Source organism: Streptomyces sp. NPDC008317 (assembly GCF_042955955.1).
GTDB lineage: Bacteria > Actinomycetota > Actinomycetes > Streptomycetales > Streptomycetaceae > Actinacidiphila.
The window spans coordinates 21,818-40,825 of record NZ_JBIBFQ010000002.1; the positions used below are offsets into that span (position 1 = coordinate 21,818).

Sequence of the window (19,008 nt, forward strand, 5' to 3'; positions counted from 1 at the left end):
TTCGCGCCGTCCCGTAGCGGCTACGGCGCTCGTACCGGCCGCGCGGGCCTCGTACCGGTCAGTCGTGCGGCGCCCAGAAGGCGGTCAGGCGGCCGACGCCGTGTTCGACGGACTTCCAGGAGCCCGAGAAGGTGACGACGGCGAAGGCGGCGGTGGGGAAGCCGCGGGTCATCCGGGCCGCGGTGTCGCCTTCGGCGGTACCCGCGAGCGCGTCGGCGAGGGCGTGCATGCCGGGGTTGTGGCCGATCAGCAGCAGCGAGCCGACCTCGTCCGAGGTCTCGGTGAGCAGCGCGAGCAGATCGCCGAGCGAGGCTTCGTAGAGCCGCTCCTCGTAGACGGTCTTGGGGCGGTGCGGCATTTCGTGGGCGGCGAGCTTCCAGGTCTCGCGGGTGCGGACCGAGGTGGAGCACAGCGCCACGTCGGGGGTGATGCCGTCGTCGGCGAAACGGAGGCCCGCCGCAGCGGCGTCCAGCCGGCCGCGGTCGGCCAGTGGCCGCTCGTGGTCGGCGACCGACGGCCAGTCGGCCTTGGCGTGGCGGAGAAGGACGATCGTGCGGGTCGAATCGACGGTCATGTCCTTCAGCTTTCCAGAAAACCCGCTGTCAGGCGCGGGATGGCGCATCTCCACCGCCGCGGGGGCCGCCGGGGGCGCAGGTCAGAGGCCGTACGGGGGGCGGCGGGGCGGGGGCGGCGGAAGGTCAGGGGTGAGGCTCACAGCAAGCGCTGGACGAGGTCCGGCAGCGAGGAGGCGATGTGGCCGAGCAGGTCGCCGGAGGAGGCCGCGGTCGAGGCGTCCGCGGTGCCGCCGCTGAGGAGGGCGAGCAGCGCGGCGAAGGCGAGCGCGGGCAGGGCGACGGCCCACCACGGCAGGCTCGTCTGCACGTTCCCGGACGACGCGTTCGCGGACGACGCGTTCGCAGACGACGCGTTTCCGCGTCCGGGCTTCTCGGCCCCGGCGGACCCCGCGGCCGTGGCGGACTCGACGGTGGGCCGGGACTGCCGGGACTGCCGGGAGTAGAGGTGCGGGGACTGCGTGGTCACGGTGACCGCCTCCGTGGAAAACCGTCGAAGTGCCGTTGTCTGCTTGCACTTCGACGCTACGGGCGGGCGCCGTGCGGTCCCATCCGGCCGTCCACCCACTTGACCCTGACCCTGGCCCCCTAGGGAAGGTGGGGTTGTCCCCACCTCCGGACTCGGGGTCGTGGCCCGAACGGGCCGGTGGGCGGGGGCGGTCAGCCCATCCGGGCGGCGAAGGTGGCGACGATGGCGACCAGTGCGGGCACGCCGAGCATGAGGCCGAAGACGATCAGCAGGCGCCGCTGGCTCTGCGGGGGATTCGGTTCGAGTACGGGCATGCGTTCAGTCTCGCACCGGGCCGCGGTGCCGCCGCACCGGGGTCACAGTTCGTCCTCGATGTGTCGCCGCCGCCCGGCGAGCACCCCGCAGACGATCTGCGGCACCATCAGCGCGATCATGAAGGCGATCGGCAGCCCCCAGCCGCCGCTGGCCTGGTTGAGGGTGCCGACGAGGATCGGTCCGGGGATCGAGATCAGATAGCCGGTGCTCTGCGCGAAGGCGGACAGCCGGACGACTCCCGCGCCGGTCCGCGACCGCATCCCGATCATCGTCAGGGCCAGCGGGAAGGCGCAGTTGGCGATGCCGAGCAGCAGCGCCCACACCCACGGCGCGGCGGCCGGGGCGGCCCACAGGCCCGCGTAACCGACCAGTCCGAAGGCGCCGAGCAGGACGACCAGCGGGCCCTGCGCCCGCATCCGGGCGGCGAGCGGCGGCAGCACGAAGGACAGCGGCACGCCCATCACCATGGTGACCGCGAGCAGCAGCCCCGCCTTGCCCGCGGACAGTCCGGCGTCCCGGAAGATCTGCGGCATCCAGCCCATGGTGATGTACGCGGCGGTGGCCTGGAGTCCGAAGAAGCAGGCGAGCGCCCAGGCGGTACGGCTGCCGGTGATACGGCCGTGGCCGCCGTCCGCGGCGCGCGCCGCGTCACTCTTCCGGGCCGCGTCGGTGTTGACGGCCGCGGCGTCCTTCCGGGCGCCGGTGGCGGGCGGCGCGCCCGTACGGTCGCGGACCAGCGCGAGCCAGGGCACCACGGCGACGGCGGCCAGCGCGGCCCACACGCCGAGGCCGAGCCGCCAGCCGTGGCCCATGGCGTGGGTCATGGGGACGGTGACGGCGGCGGCGAGGGCGGTGCCGAGGGAGAGGGCCATGGAGTACAGGCCGGTCATCGCGCCGACCCGGTCGGGGAAGTAGCGCTTGACGATCACCGGCATCAGCACGTTGGAGACGGCGATGCCGCCGAGGGCGAGGGCGCTGAGGGCCAGGAAGATCGCGGTGTTCCCGGCCAGCGGGCGCAGCGCGAGCCCGGCGGTGATGGCGGCCATGCCGACGCAGATCACGGCGCCGGGGCCGTGGCGGCGGGCCAGCCTCGGGGCGGCGAAGCCGAAGAGCGCGAAGCACGCGGAGGGTACGGAGGTGAGCAGGCCCGCCATGGTGCCGCTCATGCCGAGGCCGTCGCGGACCTCCTTGAGCAGGGCGCCGAGGCTGGTGATGCCGGGGCGGAGGTTGAGCGCGGCCAGGACGAGACCGGCGACGACGAGGCGGCGCAGCCAGGGGTTCCCGGCGAGACCGGCGGCGGGCGCGGCGGCGGGCGCGGTGCCGGTACGGTCCCGGGCCGGGGCGGCGGTCGGGCCGGTGGCCGGGACCGGGCCGGAGCCCGTGTCCTGTACGGGTTCCGCGGCCGTCACGGAGGCCGTCGTTCGTGCCGTCGGCGGGGCCGTCTGCGGCGTCCGGGCGGGGTCGAGGGCGAGGGATTCGTCGTCACGCATTTCCCCATCATAGAATGATGGGATGAATCTCGGTCCAGTGCCCAGGCACACCACGCTCGCCGACCGTACGATCGGCAGCCTCCGCGCCCAGATCACCTCGGGCGCCTGGCCGGTCGGCTCCCGTATCCCCACCGAACCGGAGCTGGTGGAGCAACTGGGGGTGGCGCGCAACACCGTCCGCGAGGCGGTGCGGGCGCTCGCCCACAACGGTCTGCTCGACATCCGGCAGGGCTCCGGCACCTATGTGGTGGCCACCAGCGAACTGGCCGGGGTGATGCGGGCGCGCTTCGCCGACTCCGACCCGCTGCACGTGGCCGAGCTGCGCGGCTCGCTGGAGGGGACGGCCGCGGGTCTGGCGGCGCAGCGCCGTACCGACGCCGACCTGGCGCAGCTCGACGCGGCGCTCGACCGGCGCGAGAGGGCCTGGGAGTCGGGCGACGCGGAGTCCTTCGTCGAGGCCGACGCGACCATGCACCTGGCGGTGGTGGCCGCCTCGCACAATGACGTGCTCACCGCGCTCTACGCCGACCTCGGCGAGGTGCTGCGGGACTTCCTGCGGGCCGACGTCGGCACCGACCTGCGGCCCGAGGACCATCTCGACCACGCGCGGCTGGTCGACGCGATCCGCGCGGCCGACCCGGAGCGCGCCGCGGCCGAGGCCCGTGACCACGCCTTCCACTGCCGCTTCGGCACGACGCTGGCCTGACCCGCCCTGACCCGCATGGCCTTCCTGACCCGCCTCACCCGCCTGACCTGGCGGGGCCGTACACGGCGGAGCCCCCGCACCGGTCGGTACGGGGGCCCTGCCACAGTCCTCGGGAAGGTCAGCCGCCGACGGCGTGCAGGCCGCCGTCCACGTGGATGATCTCGCCGGTCGTCTTCGGGAACCAGTCGGAGAGCAGCGCCACGACACCGCGCCCGGCGGGCTCGGGGTCGGCGGTGTTCCACTCCAGCGGGGAGAGGTGGTTCCAGGTGTCCGACAGCTCGCCGAAGCTCGGGATGGACTTGGCGGCCATCGAGCCGATCGGCCCGGCCGAGACCAGATTGCAGCGCACATTGCGCGGGCCGAGGTCACGGGCGAGGTAGCGGGAGGTGGCCTCGAGTGCCGCCTTGGCCGGGCCCATCCAGTCGTAACCGGTCCAGGTGTACTGCGCGTCGAAGGTGAGGCCGACGACCGAGCCGCCGCCCGCGCCGGTGGCGCTGTCGTACGCGGGCATGAGCGGCATGCACGCCATGGTGAGCGACTTCAGCGAGAACGCGGAGACGTGCATGGCCGTCGCGACGGACTCGAACGAGGTGTTGAGGAAGTTGCCGCCCATGGCGTCCTGGGGGGCGAACCCGATGGAGTGCACGACACCGTCGAGGCCGCCCAGCTCCTCGCGGACCACCTTCTCAAGACGCTCCAGGTGCTCGGTGTTGGTCACGTCCAGCTCGATGACCTTGACCGGCTTGGGCAGCTTCTTGGCGACGCGCTCGGTGAGGGTGGGCCGGGGGAAGGCGGTCAGGATGATCTCGGCACCCTGCTCCTGGGCCAGCTTGGCGGCGTGGAAGGCGATGGAGGACTCCATCAGCACACCCGTGATGAGGATGCGCTTACCGTCGAGGATTCCGCTCATGTTCTCAGTGACCCATGCCCAATCCGCCGTCAACGGGGATGACGGCTCCAGTGATGTACGAGGCGTCGTCCGAGGTGAGGAACCGCACCGTCGCGGCGATCTCCTCGGGCTTCGCGTAGCGGCCGAGGGGCACCTGCGCCACGATGCCCTCGCGCTGCTCGTCGGTGAGCGCCTGGGTCATGTCGGTGTCGACGAAACCGGGCGCCACGACGTTGAAGGTGATGTTGCGCGAGCCCAGTTCACGGGCGAGCGAGCGGGCGAATCCGACCAGCCCCGCCTTGGAGGCCGCGTAGTTGGCCTGTCCCGCGGAGCCCAGCAGCCCGACCACGGAGGAGATCAGGACGACGCGGCCCTTCTTGGCCCGCAGCATGCCGCGGTTCGCGCGCTTCACGACCCGGAAGGTTCCGGTGAGGTTGGTGTCGAGGACGGACGTGAAGTCCTCCTCCGACATCCGCATGAGGAGCTGGTCCTTGGTGATGCCGGCGTTGGCGACCAGCACCTCCACGTTCCCGTGCTTCTCCTCGATCTCCTTGTAAGCCTGTTCCACCTGCTCGGGGTCGGTGATGTCGCAGCGGACGGCCAGGCAGCCGAGCGCCACCAGTTCGGCGGGCGGCTCACCCGAGCGGTAGGTGATGGCGACCTTGTCGCCCGCGTCGGCGAAGGCACGCGCGATGGCGAGGCCGATGCCCCGGTTGCCTCCGGTGACGAGAACCGAGCGGCTCAACGGATCACTCCCTCAGTCGTGAGTTTCTCCGTGAAAAGCTATCGGTCCTCGCACCGATCCGGGGAATCGGCCCCGACAGGCTGCTCCCGTGGTCCCTGTGGGTTTCCTACAGAACCATGGGTCAGCCGTTCGCGCGGGCGGCGGCCCTGCGGCGGCTCCAGAGCAGCAGTCCCACGGCGCCCGACGCCAGAACGGCGCTGCCGGACAGGGCGGTCTCCAGGGTGCCGGTGGCCGCGCGGTTGTCGGTCACGTCGCTGGTCGCGAGCTTCGCCGTGGTGGATGTCACGGCGACGTCGCCGCCGTGACCGTGGTGGCTGACGGTGGACTTGGACGCGCCGGCCGCGATCTGCCGGTCGGTCGGCGCCTGGGGCGCGGCGACCGCCGCCGCTTGTACCCCCTGGCCGAAGACGACATCGGAGCAGCCGTAGAAGGCCTCGGGGCTGTCACTGCGCTGCCACACCTGGTAGATGAGCTGCCTGCCGGTGCGGCTGGGCAGGGTGGCGTTGAAGGTGTAGTAGCCGTTCGTCGCGGAGGCGACGGTGTTGTAGACGGCGATCGGGGTGGCGTCCAGGTCGGACCACTTGAGCGGCTTGGTCGGGTCGTATCCGGCCTTGGTGATGTAGAGCGTCATCGTGCCCTTGTGCGGCGCGGTGACACGGAAGTTGACGGTGGTGGTGCCCGCCGAGACCGCGGTGGCGGGCCAGTCGGTGCGGGCCCAGTCCAGCGCCCGGTACTTGTCGCGGTTGGCCGAGCAGAGGTGGCCGTCGGGGATGATCGTGCGGCTCTGGCCGTTGGCGTTGGCGATGTTCACCTCGTTCCAGTCGTACAGCGGCTGGGTGCCGCTGTCGGCGACCAGGTCCTTGCAGACCTGCGACTGGGGGTGTTCGGGGCCTTCGGCGAAGCAGCCGGAGATCCGGCTGACCGGTGCGCTGAGCGCGCCGTGGGCGCTGGCGGTCACCGGCGTGAGCGCGGCGATCGTCAAGGCGGCGGCGCCGACCGCGCCGACCGCGGCGGCATTACGGCGTACTGACATGTGGGGGGCTCCTCGTCGTGCGGAGTGTGGTGCAGCGGACAGGAGTGAGGGCGGCGTCATGAGCATAGAGATTGGTCTGGACCAACCTCAAGGTCTCGGCACGGATTGGCATCTGACGATTCGCCGGCCGCCCGCCCCGGCACACGCCGCGTCCTGCGGAAAAGCACGCGCTGGCGGTCGGCGGGACATGATTCACTGCGGATACCTGTCGAACGGTCGAAGGGGAAGTTCGTCGTGCCTCATGAGGTCGATCAGTCATTCCTGGCGCTGCCCCTGCGGGCACTCGCCGACGCCGCACTGGCCCGCGCCCGCGCGCTGGGCGCGGACCACGCCGATTTCCGGCTGGAGCGGGTGCGCGGCGCGACCTGGCGGCTGCGCGACGCGCGCCCGTCGGGCACCTCCGACACCACCGATCTGGGGTACGCGGTACGGGTGGTGCACGGCGGGGCCTGGGGCTTCGCCTCCGGGGTCGACCTGACGATGGACGCGGCGGCCAAGGTCGCCTCGCAGGCGGTCGCGATGGCCAAGCTGTCCGCGAAGGTGATCGCGGCGGCGGGGTCGCGGGAGCGGGTGGAGCTGGCCGACGAGCCGGTGCACGCGGACCGGGTGTGGGTGTCGGCGTATGACATCAACCCGTTCGACGTGCCGGACGCGGAGAAGACGGCGCTGCTCGCGGAGTGGAGCGCCCGGCTGCTGGCGGCCGACGGGGTCGACCACGCGGACGCCTCGCTGATGACCGTGCAGGAGAACAAGTTCTACGCGGACACCGCGGGCACCACGACCACGCAGCAGCGCGTCCGCCTCCATTCGCAGCTCACCGCTGTCGCCGTCGACGGCGACAGCGGCGACTTCGACTCGATGCGCACGCTCGCGCCGCCGGTCGGCCGCGGCTGGGAGTATCTGACCGGCGCGGACCACGGCTGGGACTGGGACGCGGAGCTGGCCCGTATCCCGGAGCTGCTGGCCGAGAAGATGCGCGCGCCCTCGGTCGAGGCGGGCGCGTACGACCTGGTGGTCGACCCGTCCAACCTGTGGCTGACGATCCACGAATCGATCGGCCACGCCACGGAGTTGGACCGCGCGCTGGGGTACGAGGCGGCGTACGCGGGCACCTCCTTCGCCACCTTCGACCAGCTCGGCACGCTCAAGTACGGCTCGCCGCTGATGAATGTGACCGGTGACCGTACGGCGGAGCACGGTCTGGCCACCGTCGGCTTCGACGACGAGGGCGTGGCGGGACAGTCCTGGGACCTGATCAAGGACGGCACGCTCGTCGGCTACCAGCTCGACCGGCGGATCGCGAAGCTCACCGGCTTCGAGCGGTCCAACGGCTGCGCGTACGCCGACTCCCCCGGCCATGTCCCGGTGCAGCGGATGGCGAACGTCTCGCTGCGGCCCGCGCCCGACGGTCCTTCGACCGAGGAGCTGATCGGCGGCGTCGAACGCGGCATCTACGTCGTCGGCGACCGCTCGTGGTCCATCGACATGCAGCGCTACAACTTCCAGTTCACCGGGCAGCGGTTCTTCCGGATCGAGAACGGGCGGCTCGCGGGCCAGCTCAAGGACGTCGCCTACCAGGCCACCACCACCGACTTCTGGGGCTCGATGGACGCCGTCGGCGGCCCGCAGACGTATGTGCTCGGCGGTGCCTTCAACTGCGGCAAGGCCCAGCCGGGCCAGGTCGCGGCCGTCAGCCACGGCTGCCCGGCCGCCCTCTTCCGGGGCGTCAGCATTCTCAACACCACCCAGGAGGCCGGACGATGAGCAGCGTGACGACCAAGCCGCACGAGATCGTCGAACGGGCGCTTGAGCTGTCGAACGCGGACGGCTGCGTGGTGATCGCCCAGGAGGAGTCCAGCGCGAATCTGCGCTGGGCGGCCAACTCCCTGACCACCAACGGCGTCACGCGCGGCCGTACCCTCACCGTGATCGCCACCGTGGACGGCGCCGAGGGCACCGCGTCCGGTGTGGTGTCCCGCTCGGCCGTGACCGCCGACGAGCTGGAGCCGCTGGTACGGGCGGCCGAGGCGGCGGCCCGCGAGGCCGGTCCCGCCGAGGACGCGCAGCCGCTGGTGACGGGCGTGCCGCACTCGGCGGCCTTCACCGACGGGCCCGCCGAGACCAACTCCGACGTCTTCGCGTCCTTCGCGCCCGCGCTCGGCGAGGCGTTCGCGACGGCGCGGGCGGGCGGCCGTGAGCTGTACGGCTTCGCCTTCCACTCGGTGACGTCGACGTATCTGGGCACCTCGGCCGGGCTGCGGCTGCGGCACGACCAGCCGACCGGCACCCTTGAGGTGAACGCGAAGTCCCCCGACCGCAGGCGCTCGGCGTGGGCGGGCGCGGCCACCCGCGACTTCACCGACGTGGACCCGCTGGCGATGGACGCCGACCTGGCCCGCCGGCTGGTCTGGGCCGAGCGCCGGATCGACCTGCCCGCGGGCCGGTACGAGACGCTGCTGCCGCCGTCGGCCGTCGCGGACCTGATGATCTACCAGTTCTGGTCGGCCGCGGCCCGGGACGCCGCCGAGGGCCGTACGGTCTTCAGCAAGCCCGGCGGCGGGACCCGGGTCGGCGAGAAGCTGTCGCCGCTGCCGCTGACCCTGCGCAGCGACCCGGCGGAGCCCGGCCTGGAGGCGGCGCCGTTCGTGATCGCGCACTCCTCGGGCGACGACACCTCGGTGTTCGACAACGGGCTGCCGGTGGAGCCGGTGAACTGGATCCACGAGGGCTCGCTCGCCCGGCTCACCACCACCCGGCACAGCGCCGGGCTGACCGGCCTGCCGGTCGCGCCCGCCGCCGACAACCTGGTGCTGGACGGCGGCGGCGAGCGGTCGCTGGACGAGATGGTCGCGGCCACCGAGCGCGGTCTGCTGCTGACCTGCCTGTGGTACATCCGCGAGGTCGACCCGGCCACGCTGCTGCTGACCGGCCTCACCCGCGACGGCGTCTACCTGGTGGAGAACGGCGAGGTGACCGGCGAGGTCAACAACTTCCGTTTCAACGAGTCCCCGGTGGACCTGCTCGGCCGCGCCGCCGAGGCGGGCCGCACCGAGCGGACGCTGCCGCGCGAGTGGAGCGACTACTTCACCAGGGCCGCCGCCCCGGCCCTGCGGATTCCGGACTTCAACATGAGTTCGGTCAGCCAGGGGGTCTGACGCCCGTGCCCGACGAGAAGAAGGCGGTCAGGATCTCCAGGTTCCTGTCGATGGTGCTGCGGCACCGGCCCGAGAGCGTCGGCCTCACTCTCGACGAGGCCGGATGGGTGGACGGGACGTGGAGACGGCCGTGCGCGTGGGATCACGGCACGGCCGTCCTGTGGTGCTGGCGGTGGACGCCAGGGGGCTGGCCGCCGAGGGCCATGTCTTCCGGATCAGCGCCAACGGCGTGTGGCTGACCGACCGGGTGCCGCCGCGGTGGCTGCGGCGGCACCCCACGGGCTGAGCGTCACCGCGGTGCGGGCGTCACCGCGGTGCGGCGGTCTTGCGCGTGCCCTTGAACATCGACCACAGGGCGTCGCCGATCGCCACGACGACGACGGCGCCGATGAGTTGCAGCACGTGCCGGGTCCAGTCGATGCCCTTGGTGTCGTTGACGCCGATCCAGGTCGACACGGCGTTGCCGAGAATGCTGCCGCCCATACCGCAGATCACGGTGAGCCACAGCGGCAGGGACTGCTTGCCGGGGAGGATCGCCTTGGCGATCAGACCCAGCACCAGACCGACGATGATCGCCCACAACCAACCCATGTCACTCGCCTCCTCGCGTCCGGACGGCGTACGCCCGGAACTCGTCCGGCCAGTCTGTGCCCGCTCCGGCTACGCCGCATGTCGAGTGGGCCGTCCGCCGTACGGCCCGACAGCGGCGCCGCACGGATGGTGCCCCCGCTATCGAAGGCGGGCGGTACGCGGCGTACCGTGGTGAGGCCGGGCCGGGCGCCGACCCGTGCTCAGGAGAGTCCGGCGGAGCGAGCGGGTGGTGGAGCGCGATGCGGAAGCAGGGCGGCCCTGAGGTCTTCCAGATCACGGGAGCGCGTACCGGTCTGACCGAGGACGTGGCCGGACGGCAGCGCAGGTACATCATCTCGATGTCGATCCGTACTCTCTCGGTGATCCTCACCGTGGTGCTCTGGGACGTGGAGCGGGTACTGGCCTGGGGGATGCTCGTGGTCGGGCTGCTGCTGCCGTACGTGGCGGTGGTGTTCGCGAACGCGGGCCGGGAGAACGTGCCCTCGCTGCCGTCGTCGTTCGTCCTTCCGCAGGCCAGGCCGATGCTCGAAATGGGCGATCCGTCCGATCCTGAGGGCTACGGCGAGCCGGTGCCGGTACCCGTGCCGCCGAACCTCAAGAAAAGCTCAGATCAATCGTGAAGTTCCACTCCACGGACGGTTGAGCGCGTGACATACTTCGTACGCGCTCCGCATCCCCCGTCGGAGCGACGGACCGACGCCGGGCGGCTCCCCCCGTGGCTGCCCGGCGTCGCCATGTCCAGCGGCGGTTCTGTTTACTGGGCGTCGTGAGCGATGCCGGGAACACTGTGAACGAGAACGAGAAGCCGATCTGCTCGGCCAAGGACTGCCGTACCCCCGCCGTGTGGGTGCTGGCCTGGAACAACCCCAAGATCCACACGCCGGAGCGGCGCAAGACGTGGCTGGCGTGCGACGAGCACCGCGAGCACCTGTCGCAGTTCCTGGGGATGCGCGGGTTCCTGAAGGACGTCGTGCCGCTGGCGGAGTGGGAGCGGGGAGAGCGGGAGCGGTAGCGGCGCGACGGGGCTCCGGGGGCTCCGGGGGCTCCGGGGGCGGCGATTCTCCGAGGAGCCTCAGGGTGCGGCGGTTCTCCGAGCGGCCTCAGGGTGCGGCGGTTCAGCCGCCGATGGCCGACATGGGGCGGTCGGGCTGGAGGAAGGCCGGGTCGTCGAGGCCCGAGCCCGCCTTCTTGCCCCACATCGCCGCCCGCCACAGCTCCGCCATCCGCTCGTCGTCGGCGCCGGAGCGCAGCGGGCCGCGCAGGTCGGACTCCTCGCGGGCGAACAGGCAGTTGCGGACCTGGCCGTCGGCGGTGAGCCGGGTGCGGTCGCAGGCGCGGCAGAACGGCCGGGTGACCGAGCCGATGACGCCGACCGTGGCCGGGCCGCCGTCGACCAGCCAGCGCTCGGCGGGCGCGGAGCCGCGGACCGTCTCGCCCTCGGGGGTCAGGGTGAAGCGGGTCCGCAGGCGGTCGAGTATCTCGTCGGCGGTGACCATGTCGGTGCGCTGCCAGCCGTGCTGCGCGTCCAGCGGCATCTGCTCGATGAACCGCAGCTCGTATCCCCGCTCGACGGCCCAGGCCAGCAGGTCGGGCGCCTCGTCGTCGTTGACACCGCGCATCAGCACCGTGTTGATCTTCACCGGGGTCAGGCCCGCGTCGGCCGCCGCCGCCATGCCCGCGACGACGTCGTGGTGCCGGTCGCGGCGGGTGAGGGTGTGGAAGACCTCGGGGCGCAGGGTGTCGAGGGAGACATTGACCCGGTCGAGACCCGCGGCGCGCAGCGCGTCGGCGGTGCGGCGCAGGCCGATGCCGTTGGTGGTCAGCGACAGCCGGGGGCGCGGCTCCAGGGCGGCGCAGCGCTCGACGATGCCGACCAGGCCGGGCCGCAGCAGCGGCTCGCCGCCGGTGAAGCGGACATCGGTGACGCCCAGCTCGTGGACCGCGATCCCGACCATCCGGACGATCTCGTCGTCCGTGAGCAGGTCGGGCTTGGCCAGCCACTGGAGGCCCTCTTCCGGCATGCAGTAGGTGCAGCGCAGATTGCAGCGGTCGGTGAGGGAGACGCGCAGGTCGGTCGCCACTCGGCCGTAGGTGTCGATCAGCACGGGCTCCGCCTCCCTCCTGGACGCTCGCGCGCCGTCGCTCCTGCGGCGGGCGCTCGGCGCGCCGCCGTTCCTCCACCCTATGACGTCGCACGGACAACCCGGCGGGGCCGCCGGGCGGGTGGGGGCCTGTCGGTGCAGCGTACGCGACGGGCGCCAATTTACAACAGTTTGTTGAAACAGCTGCTCGGCGTCCCGTCCCGCTGGCTCGGCGTCCGGTCCCGTCGGCTCGCCGTCCGGCCCGGCGTCTCCGCACGCCCGGCCGGGCCGCCCGGCCGGGCCGCCCGTGTCCTGCGACCAGGTCACCGGGCGCCGCACACCGACACCGCGGCGCGGCCGGTTCGTTGGACAGCCCGGCGGCGCCCACCACGCCGTCACCGTCCCCCGCCGCTCCGCGGGCCGGGGACCGCCGCCCAGGACCGCCGAGGACTCGCCGCGATGACCCCACCTCCGCCCCCGCCCCCTCCTCCCCCGTCGCACCGGCCGCAGCTCCCGGCCCGCAGGCCGTACGGGAGCGTACGGCTGCCCGCCGACCTGCCCGCCGACCTGTTCACGGGACCTGCCGCCGCCCGGCCGGGAACCGGCGCCGCCGCGCCCACCGGCTGGTACGCGCGGCGGGTCCGGCTGCCGCCGCTGAGCATCGCCGCGCTGCGATCCGGCCGCCGGTATGGCTGAACCGCCGTCGGCCACGGGGAAATTCCGACCGATCCATGGAATTGCGCTTCTTTGACCGGCCGTTGGGCACTAGTTTCCTTCGTCATGCACACGTCGGACGGCAGACCCTGCCGTCCCACGGTTGATGGACGATTGGAGATCCCATGGTTCCGCTTCCCGGCCTCCCCCGGCGCCGCCGCGCGCTCGCGGCCGGTCTCGGTCTGGTGACGGCAGCCGCCCTCGCCGTACTCCCCGGAGCCGCCCCGGCCTCCGCTTCCTCCGCCTCCGGCGCCTCCTCCGCCGCGCACGGCTCTCAACCGCCGCGCACGGACGGCCCGTTGCTGTCGTACGTCGTCAACATCGACGGCGGGCGCGGCACGCAGCGGTCGGTGGAGCGCGCGATAGAGCGGGCAGGCGGCCAGGTGGTGATCGCGTACGACCGGATAGGCGTCATCGTCGTGCACTCGGCCAACCCGGACTTCGGCGCGACGCTGCGGCGCGTCCACGGCGTACGGAGCGCGGGCGCGACCAGGACCGCCGCCATCGAGCCGTCCGCGACGACGCAGGCGGGCGGGGTACGGACGCTGACCGCGGCCGAGGTGGCCGCCGCCTCGGCGCACCAGGCGCCCGGCCAGGAGCCGCTTGAGGCGGACCAGTGGGACCTGCGGGCGATCCGGGCCGACAAGGCGGCCGGGGTCAATCCGGGCAGTTCCAAGGTGACCGTCGGCATCATCGACACCGGCGTGGACGACACCCACCCCGACCTGGCGGCGAACTTCTCCGCCAAGCAGTCCGCGAGTTGCGTGGGCGGCGTCGCCGACACCTCACCGGGCGCCTGGCACCCCTGGGACCCGGCGGCCGACTACCACGGCACCCACGTGGCCGGTGAGATCGCCGCCGCGCGCAACGGGATCGGCGTGGCCGGGGTCGCGCCCGGCGTGAAGATCGCGGCGATCAAGGTCAGCGAGCCGGGCACCGCGCTGTTCTACCCGGAGAGCGTGGTCTGCGCCTTCGTCTTCGCCGCCGACCACGGCATCGCGGTCACCAACAACAGCTATTACATCGACCCGTGGCTCTACAACTGCCCGAGCGACCCCGACCAGCGGGCCATCGTGGACGCCGTGCGACGCGCCGCCGCGTACTCCGAGCGCGAGGGCGTACTGAACGTCGCCGCCGCGGGCAACAGCGACGACGACCTCAACTCCCACGCCCTGACCGACACATCGAGCCCGGACGACTCCACCGCGGTCACCCGCACCGTCGACCCGCACGTGTGCCTCGACCTCCCGACCCAACTGCCCGGCGTCGTGACGGTCTCCGCGACCGGCGCCCAGAACCTCAAGTCGTACTACTCCAGTTACGGCCTGACCGTGATCGACGTGGCCGCGCCCGGCGGCGACAGCAGGCAGATCCCCGACACCCCGTCCGGCAACGGCCGCATCCTGTCGACGCTGCCCGGCGGCACGTACGGCTACCTCCAGGGCACTTCGATGGCCAGCCCGCACGTGGCGGCGGTCGCGGCGCTGATCAAGAGCCGTCACCCGCACGCCTCGCCCGCGCAGCTCCAGGCGCTGCTCAAGATCGAGGCGAACAACCCCGGCTGCCCGACCGGGCCCGCGCAGGACGCCACCTGCACCGGGCCGAAGGCGTACAACAGCTTCTACGGTCACGGCATCGTGGACGCGCTGAACGCCGTCACCCGGTAACGCCCGCCAAGACGCCCCGCACGCACGGCCGTTACCGGCCGCGTACCGCCCTCAGGGCTTCACCAGCACCTTGAGGGCGGTGCGCTCGTCCATCGCGCGGTAGCCCTTCGGCACGTCCTCGAGACCGACCGTCAGGTCGAAGACCGGGGACGGGTCGACGGTGCCGTCCAGCACGTCGGGGAGCAGTTCCGGGATGTACGTGCGGACGGGCGCGACGCCGCCGCGCAGGGTGATGTTGCGGTCGAACATCTCGCCGAGGTCGAGACCGGTGCCGCTGCCGTGCGGGACGCCGACGTAGCCGATCGCGCCGCCGTCGCGGGTGATGCCGACCGCGGTGCGCATCGACTGCTCGGTGCCGACCGCCTCGATCACCGCGTGCGCGCCCTGGCCGCCGGTCAGTTGACGTACCGCCGCCACGGCCTCGTCGCCGCGCTCGGCGACCACGTCGGTGGCGCCGAAGTCCCGCGCGATGTCGGTGCGCGACGTGTGCCGTCCGAGCGCGATGATCCGCTCGGCGCCCAGCCGCTTCGCGGCCAGGACCCCGCACAGGCCGACCGCGCCGTCCCCGACCACCGCCACCGTCGCGCCGGGCCGCACGCCCGCGCCGACCGCCGCGTGGTGGCCGGTGCCCAGCACGTCGGACAGCGACAGCAGGGCGGTCAGCAGCCGCTCGTCGCTGAGCGCCGCCGCGGGCAGCTTCACCAGCGTGGCGTCGGCGTACGGCACCCGGACGGCCTCGCCCTGGCCGCCGTCGGACTGCCCCTCCTCGCCGATCGAGCCCCAGAAGCCGCCGTGCGCGCACGACGTGGTCAGGCCCTCGACGCAGTACGCGCACACGCCGTCCGACCACACGAAGGGCGCCACCACCAGGTCGCCGGGGCGCAGCCCCGCCACCTCGGCGCCGGTCTCCTCGACCACCCCGAGGAATTCGTGGCCGATCCGCTGGCCGGGCTTGCGCGCCGACTCGCCGCGGTACGCCCACAGGTCGCTTCCGCAGATGCAGGCGCGCACCACGCGGACCACCGCGTCGCCGGGCCGCCGGATCCTCGCGTCCGGCACCTCCTCCACCCTGAGGTCGTGGGGTGCCTGGATCACGGTGGCGCGCATGGCGGTGTCCTCGCTGGTCAGCTCGTTGTCGGTGGGGCGTCTCCACGGTACGCCAGGGGCCCGCGGTCCTCACATCCCGGACGGGCTGGACGCGAGGTCGGGCGCGGCGGGCGTCAGGGCCGGCCCGGCCGCGTCCGCGGGGCGCCAGCCGGGGCCGCGGAAGAGGTAGCCGGCGCGGGCGCGCCAGGTGGGGGCGGCGCGGAGGTCGCGGGCGAGGGCGGCGTACTCGTGGGTGGCGACCCGCAGCGGGTTGTAGGTGGCGATGTTCTTGGTGAGGCCGTAGACGGGGGCGTCGGTCTCGGGGGTGAAGGAGCGGAAGAGGCGGTCCCAGACGATGAGGACGCCGCCGAAGTTGCGGTCGAGGTAGCCGCCCTGCGAGGCGTGGTGGACGCGGTGGTGCGAGGGGGTGTTGAGGGTGAACTCCAGCGGGGCGGGCAGCTTGCCGACGCGTTCGGTGTGGATCCAGAACTGGTAGACGAGACTGACGGCGGTGCAGAACGCGAGGGCGGCCGGGTGCACGCCGAGGGCGATCAGCGGGAGGTAGAACGGCCAGGAGGTGAGGCTGGTCCAGGGCTGCCGCAGCGCCGTGGAGAGGTTGAACTTCCGGCTGGAGTGGTGCACGACGTGGCAGGCCCACAGGACGCGGATCATGTGGTGGCCGCGGTGCGACCAGTAGTAGAAGAAGTCCTGCGCGAGCAGTATCAGGGGCAGCGTCCACCACTCGACGGGCACCCGCAGCGGGGTCACCGCGTAGAGCGCGGAGTAGACCGCCACGATCGGGATCTTCCACAGCGCGTCGGTGACCAGACTGCCGAGACCCATCGACAGGCTCGCGGCGGTGTCCTTGGTGCCGTATCCGGCGGAGTCCTCGTCGGGGTGAAAGCGGTAGCTCACCATCTCGACGACGGTGAGCAGTACGAAGGCGGGTATCGACCACAGCACGACATCGGGGAGTTGGGGCATGAGCGCACCATAAAGGCGCGTACAGGGCACCCGCCAGACCTTGTTACCGACAAGTAAGGAAAGCGGGTGGCGGTAGCTGTCAGTGGCGAGCCGTATTCTCTGTGACCATGCTCGACAACCTGGCCGCCCAGACACCGCCGCCGTCCCCGTGGCCTCCCGCCTATCCGGACGGTTACGCCGTGGTCGACGTCGAGACCACGGGGCTCGGCCGGGACGACCGGATAGTGTCCGCGGCGGTGTACCGGCTGGACGCCCGCGGCGAGGTGCAGGACCACTGGTATTCGCCCGTCAACCCGCTGCGCGACCCCGGCCCGGTGTGGATCCACGGACTCACCAGCGCGATGCTCGCCGACGCCCCGCTCTTCCCCGAGATCGCCGACCAGCTCGCCGAACGCCTCGCGGGGCGCGTCCTGGTGGCGCACAACGCGGTCTTCGACTGGTCGATGCTCGCCCGCGAGTACGCGCGCGCCCGGTCCGTCGCACCCGTCGAGCAGCGGCTGTGCACCATCGTCCTGGCCAAGGAGCTGCGGCTGCCCCTGGCCAACCACAAGCTGGAGTCGCTGGCCGCGCACTACGGGGTCGAGCAGCGCCGCGCCCACCACGCCCTCGACGACGCGCGCGTCCTGGCCGAGGCGTTCCGCCCGAGCCTGCACCTGGCCGCCGCGGCCGGTCTCCCCCTGCCGCTGCACACCTGCCGCCCGCTGACCGAGTGGGTCGACGGCTCCGACACGGTCCCCTCGCCGCGCCCCGGCGCCTCCTACGGGCCCGGCTCGTACCGCGCCACCGGCTGGCGCCCGGCCCGCAAACGGCCCGCGTGCCCGTATCCCAACCCCGGCCGCCTCGCTCCCGACGGGCCCCTGGTCCAGGGGATGCGGGTCGCCTTCTCCGGTGACACCGGCATCGACCGCGAGCTGCTGGAGGACCGCGCCACCGACGCCGGGCTCCACGTCGCCTCCAGCGTCAGCCGCCTCACCAGCCTGCTGGTCACGAACGACCCGGACTCCCCCACCTCGAAGGCCGTCAAGGCCCGCCAGTTCGCCACCCCGGTCATCGACGAGGCCCGCTTCACCGAACTCCTGAAGGCCGTCACCCCCGCGGCGGGCGTGCACGGCTAGGGCATCGGACCGGGCGTGCACGGCTAGCGGGCCGGGCGGACCGGGCGAGCGCGTCGAGCGCGGCGAGCGGGCACGGCTAGCGCGTCGGGCGGGCCGTGCGGGGCTCCATCCAGGTGACTCTCGCGCGACGCGGGGCCTCCCGCGTTGCCCCGGCGCGCTCACGGCAGCAGCCTGGGCACATGGCCCGATGCGAGGTTTGCGGAAACGACTACGTCATGAGCTTCGAAGTGCACGCCCAAGGCGCGGTGCACGTCTTCGACAGCTTCGAGTGCGCCATCCACCGTATGGCGCCGATCTGCGAGCACTGCCGGGTGCGGATCGTCGGCCACGGCGTGGAGGTGGACGGCCACTGGTACTGCGGCGGCCACTGCGCGAAGGCGGAGGGCGCGGCCGGGATCGTGGACAAGGTCGGCTCGATCGCCTGAGCCCGGCCGGCCGCCCCGCACCCCGTCCGACCACGGCCGCCCCCGCCTGAGGCCCCCCTCCGGAAGCCCCGCCCCGACCGAGTTGTACCGTCGTGGGGTGTACCGCTTCCTCTGGTCCCGCCAATGGGTGATCCTCACCCTCCTCGGTCTGGTCATGATGCCCACCATGGTCAGACTGGGCTTCTGGCAGCTCCATCGGCACGAGCACCGGGTGGCGAACAACAAGATCATCGCGGCGAGCCTGAAGGCCGCCCCGGTCGAGGTCGAGTCGGTGACACATCCGGGTGCCGTGCTGCCGAAGACCGATCTGTACAAGTCGGTGACGGCGACCGGGCACTTCGACACGGCGCACGAGGTGGTGGCCCGGCACCGGACGGCGGGCAACGACGGCTCGGACGACACGTCGGGCGGCGGCCAGGAGGTCGGCTACCACGTGATCACCCCCCTGGTGCTGGCCGACGGCCGCGCGGTGCTGGTGAACCGGGGCTGGATCTCGCCGGGCAACGACCCGACCGCGTTCCCGAAGATCACGCCGCCGCCGTCCGGCGAAGTGACGGTCACCGGGCGGCTGCGCCCCGACGAGACGACGTCGTCGACGGGCATCCGCAACCGCTCGGGCCTGCCGGACCGGCAGATCATGCTGATCAGCAGCACCGTGGACGCGAAGTACATGCCGCAGACGCTGCTTTCGGGCTACATGGAGCTGGTGTCCATCACGCCGAAGCCCGGTCCGCACCAGCCCGCGCTCATCCCCGAGCCCGACCACAGCAGCATCGGCCCGCACATGGCGTACGCGATCCAGTGGTGGCTGTTCACGGGCATGGTGCCGGTCGGCTGGGTGGTGCTGCTGCGCCGCGAGCGCGCCGAACGGCTCGCGGCCCGCGAGAAGCAGGACAATCCGGAGAGCCCGCAGGAACCCGAGGGCAGCGTTCCGGTAGCGGTCTGACGCCCCGCCCGCGCACGCTACGGAG

Annotated in this window: 21 protein-coding genes and 1 pseudogene; 11 read left to right on the forward strand and 11 right to left on the reverse strand. The window is 72.5% G+C overall.

Translation table 11 applies throughout. The features are described from left to right. Positions 1–58 precede the first annotated feature (58 nt). From ACFY9V_RS05190 to ACFY9V_RS05205, 4 genes are all read right to left on the reverse strand, one after another. Positions 59–574 (reverse strand): histidine phosphatase family protein, encoded by a 516-nt coding sequence (locus ACFY9V_RS05190; RefSeq protein ID WP_355333665.1) that lies wholly within the window; start codon positions 572–574, stop codon positions 59–61. A gap of 137 nt (positions 575–711) precedes the next feature. Then, a complete protein-coding gene (locus ACFY9V_RS05195) occupies positions 712–1,041 on the reverse strand; it encodes a hypothetical protein (protein ID WP_391159622.1) in 330 nt (109 codons plus the stop codon). Positions 1,042–1,232: 191 nt separating this feature from the next. Next, the gene (locus tag ACFY9V_RS05200) at positions 1,233–1,355 is read right to left on the reverse strand and encodes an SGM_5486 family transporter-associated protein (RefSeq protein ID WP_262928365.1); all 123 of its coding nucleotides are present in this window, start codon (positions 1,353–1,355) and stop codon (positions 1,233–1,235) included. 42 nt (positions 1,356–1,397) lie between these two features. Continuing rightward, positions 1,398–2,846, reverse strand: coding sequence for a CynX/NimT family MFS transporter (locus ACFY9V_RS05205; RefSeq protein WP_391159624.1), 1,449 nt, complete (start codon positions 2,844–2,846; stop codon positions 1,398–1,400). Positions 2,847–2,868: 22 nt separating this feature from the next. On the opposite strand from ACFY9V_RS05205, the gene ACFY9V_RS05210 reads away from it, so the two are divergent. Beyond that, positions 2,869–3,552, forward strand: coding sequence for an FCD domain-containing protein (locus ACFY9V_RS05210; RefSeq protein WP_391044216.1), 684 nt, complete (start codon positions 2,869–2,871; stop codon positions 3,550–3,552). Positions 3,553–3,670: 118 nt separating this feature from the next. On the opposite strand, the gene fabI is transcribed toward ACFY9V_RS05210, so the two are convergent. The 3 genes from fabI to ACFY9V_RS05225 form a co-directional block, all read right to left on the reverse strand. Continuing rightward, on the reverse strand, positions 3,671–4,462 hold the full coding sequence (gene fabI / locus ACFY9V_RS05215; protein ID WP_355333673.1) for an enoyl-ACP reductase FabI: 792 nt from the start codon (positions 4,460–4,462) through the stop codon (positions 3,671–3,673). A 4-nt stretch (positions 4,463–4,466) separates the two neighbouring features. Further along, on the reverse strand, positions 4,467–5,186 hold the full coding sequence (fabG, locus tag ACFY9V_RS05220) for a 3-oxoacyl-[acyl-carrier-protein] reductase (RefSeq protein ID WP_188281889.1): 720 nt from the start codon (positions 5,184–5,186) through the stop codon (positions 4,467–4,469). 121 nt (positions 5,187–5,307) lie between these two features. Next, complete coding sequence (locus ACFY9V_RS05225; RefSeq protein WP_355333676.1) at positions 5,308–6,219, reverse strand: lytic polysaccharide monooxygenase; 912 nt, start codon at positions 6,217–6,219, stop codon at positions 5,308–5,310. Between the two features lie 234 nt (positions 6,220–6,453). Between ACFY9V_RS05225 and ACFY9V_RS05230 the strand changes: the two genes are divergently transcribed. From ACFY9V_RS05230 to ACFY9V_RS05240, 3 genes and pseudogenes are all read left to right on the forward strand, one after another. Beyond that, on the forward strand, positions 6,454–7,983 hold the full coding sequence (locus tag ACFY9V_RS05230) for a TldD/PmbA family protein (RefSeq protein WP_355333678.1): 1,530 nt from the start codon (positions 6,454–6,456) through the stop codon (positions 7,981–7,983). Further along, the gene (locus ACFY9V_RS05235) at positions 7,980–9,374 is read left to right on the forward strand and encodes a metallopeptidase TldD-related protein (RefSeq protein WP_355333681.1); all 1,395 of its coding nucleotides are present in this window, start codon (positions 7,980–7,982) and stop codon (positions 9,372–9,374) included. Before ACFY9V_RS05230 ends, ACFY9V_RS05235 begins: the two co-directional genes overlap by 4 nt. 50 nt (positions 9,375–9,424) lie before the next feature. Further along, a pseudogene (locus tag ACFY9V_RS05240) lies at positions 9,425–9,660 on the forward strand (RNA 2'-phosphotransferase). A 20-nt stretch (positions 9,661–9,680) separates the two neighbouring features. On the opposite strand, the gene ACFY9V_RS05245 reads toward ACFY9V_RS05240, so the two are convergent. Continuing rightward, positions 9,681–9,965, reverse strand: a complete 285-nt coding sequence (locus ACFY9V_RS05245; RefSeq protein ID WP_355333683.1) for a GlsB/YeaQ/YmgE family stress response membrane protein — start codon at positions 9,963–9,965, stop codon at positions 9,681–9,683. Positions 9,966–10,204: 239 nt separating this feature from the next. On the opposite strand from ACFY9V_RS05245, the gene ACFY9V_RS05250 reads away from it, so the two are divergent. Together ACFY9V_RS05250 and ACFY9V_RS05255 are read left to right on the forward strand one after the other, a co-directional pair. After that, positions 10,205–10,585 carry a DUF3099 domain-containing protein gene (locus ACFY9V_RS05250; RefSeq protein WP_355333686.1) on the forward strand — a complete coding sequence of 127 codons (381 nt, stop codon included), beginning with the start codon at positions 10,205–10,207 and terminating at the stop codon, positions 10,583–10,585. Between the two features lie 146 nt (positions 10,586–10,731). Next, complete coding sequence (locus tag ACFY9V_RS05255) at positions 10,732–10,977, forward strand: hypothetical protein (protein ID WP_391044209.1); 246 nt, start codon at positions 10,732–10,734, stop codon at positions 10,975–10,977. A 103-nt stretch (positions 10,978–11,080) separates the two neighbouring features. Here ACFY9V_RS05255 and moaA read toward each other — a convergent pair whose 3' ends face one another. After that, on the reverse strand, positions 11,081–12,070 hold the full coding sequence (gene moaA / locus ACFY9V_RS05260) for a GTP 3',8-cyclase MoaA (RefSeq protein WP_355333688.1): 990 nt from the start codon (positions 12,068–12,070) through the stop codon (positions 11,081–11,083). Between the two features lie 435 nt (positions 12,071–12,505). On the opposite strand from moaA, the gene ACFY9V_RS05265 reads away from it, so the two are divergent. Together ACFY9V_RS05265 and ACFY9V_RS05270 are read left to right on the forward strand one after the other, a co-directional pair. Next, positions 12,506–12,742 (forward strand): hypothetical protein, encoded by a 237-nt coding sequence (locus ACFY9V_RS05265; RefSeq protein WP_355333691.1) that lies wholly within the window; start codon positions 12,506–12,508, stop codon positions 12,740–12,742. A 143-nt stretch (positions 12,743–12,885) separates the two neighbouring features. Continuing rightward, entirely contained in the window at positions 12,886–14,427 is a 1,542-nt protein-coding gene (locus ACFY9V_RS05270) for a S8 family serine peptidase (protein ID WP_391159627.1), read from the forward strand. Positions 14,428–14,478: 51 nt separating this feature from the next. On the opposite strand, the gene ACFY9V_RS05275 is transcribed toward ACFY9V_RS05270, so the two are convergent. Together ACFY9V_RS05275 and ACFY9V_RS05280 are read right to left on the reverse strand one after the other, a co-directional pair. Continuing rightward, on the reverse strand, positions 14,479–15,534 hold the full coding sequence (locus tag ACFY9V_RS05275) for a zinc-dependent alcohol dehydrogenase family protein (protein WP_355333695.1): 1,056 nt from the start codon (positions 15,532–15,534) through the stop codon (positions 14,479–14,481). 69 nt (positions 15,535–15,603) lie between these two features. Then, positions 15,604–16,497, reverse strand: coding sequence for a sterol desaturase family protein (locus ACFY9V_RS05280; protein WP_391159628.1), 894 nt, complete (start codon positions 16,495–16,497; stop codon positions 15,604–15,606). A gap of 107 nt (positions 16,498–16,604) precedes the next feature. Between ACFY9V_RS05280 and ACFY9V_RS05285 the strand changes: the two genes are divergently transcribed. From ACFY9V_RS05285 to ACFY9V_RS05295, 3 genes are all read left to right on the forward strand, one after another. Beyond that, entirely contained in the window at positions 16,605–17,612 is a 1,008-nt protein-coding gene (locus tag ACFY9V_RS05285; RefSeq protein ID WP_391044202.1) for a DEDDh family exonuclease, read from the forward strand. Positions 17,613–17,791: 179 nt separating this feature from the next. Then, the gene (locus ACFY9V_RS05290) at positions 17,792–18,037 is read left to right on the forward strand and encodes a hypothetical protein (protein WP_188281880.1); all 246 of its coding nucleotides are present in this window, start codon (positions 17,792–17,794) and stop codon (positions 18,035–18,037) included. 97 nt (positions 18,038–18,134) lie between these two features. Continuing rightward, a complete protein-coding gene (locus ACFY9V_RS05295) occupies positions 18,135–18,983 on the forward strand; it encodes an SURF1 family protein (RefSeq protein WP_355333702.1) in 849 nt (282 codons plus the stop codon). Positions 18,984–19,008: the final 25 nt, after the last annotated feature.

Bases quoted from the DNA above. Each gene is read 5' to 3' on its own strand.
- ACFY9V_RS05190 (WP_355333665.1), bottom strand. From the start codon at position 574: ATGACCGTCGATTCGACCCGCACGATCGTCCTTCTCCGCCACGCCAAG.
- ACFY9V_RS05200 (WP_262928365.1), bottom strand. From the start codon at position 1,355: ATGCCCGTACTCGAACCGAATCCCCCGCAGAGCCAGCGGCGCCTGCTG.
- ACFY9V_RS05205 (WP_391159624.1), bottom strand. From the start codon at position 2,846: ATGCGTGACGACGAATCCCTCGCCCTCGACCCCGCCCGGACGCCGCAG.
- ACFY9V_RS05210 (WP_391044216.1), top strand. From the start codon at position 2,869: ATGAATCTCGGTCCAGTGCCCAGGCACACCACGCTCGCCGACCGTACG.
- fabI (WP_355333673.1), bottom strand. From the start codon at position 4,462: ATGAGCGGAATCCTCGACGGTAAGCGCATCCTCATCACGGGTGTGCTG.
- ACFY9V_RS05225 (WP_355333676.1), bottom strand. From the start codon at position 6,219: ATGTCAGTACGCCGTAATGCCGCCGCGGTCGGCGCGGTCGGCGCCGCC.
- ACFY9V_RS05235 (WP_355333681.1), top strand. From the start codon at position 7,980: ATGAGCAGCGTGACGACCAAGCCGCACGAGATCGTCGAACGGGCGCTT.
- ACFY9V_RS05245 (WP_355333683.1), bottom strand. From the start codon at position 9,965: ATGGGTTGGTTGTGGGCGATCATCGTCGGTCTGGTGCTGGGTCTGATC.
- ACFY9V_RS05250 (WP_355333686.1), top strand. From the start codon at position 10,205: ATGCGGAAGCAGGGCGGCCCTGAGGTCTTCCAGATCACGGGAGCGCGT.
- ACFY9V_RS05265 (WP_355333691.1), top strand. From the start codon at position 12,506: ATGACCCCACCTCCGCCCCCGCCCCCTCCTCCCCCGTCGCACCGGCCG.
- ACFY9V_RS05270 (WP_391159627.1), top strand. From the start codon at position 12,886: ATGGTTCCGCTTCCCGGCCTCCCCCGGCGCCGCCGCGCGCTCGCGGCC.
- ACFY9V_RS05275 (WP_355333695.1), bottom strand. From the start codon at position 15,534: ATGCGCGCCACCGTGATCCAGGCACCCCACGACCTCAGGGTGGAGGAG.
- ACFY9V_RS05280 (WP_391159628.1), bottom strand. From the start codon at position 16,497: ATGCCCCAACTCCCCGATGTCGTGCTGTGGTCGATACCCGCCTTCGTA.
- ACFY9V_RS05285 (WP_391044202.1), top strand. From the start codon at position 16,605: ATGCTCGACAACCTGGCCGCCCAGACACCGCCGCCGTCCCCGTGGCCT.
- ACFY9V_RS05290 (WP_188281880.1), top strand. From the start codon at position 17,792: ATGGCCCGATGCGAGGTTTGCGGAAACGACTACGTCATGAGCTTCGAA.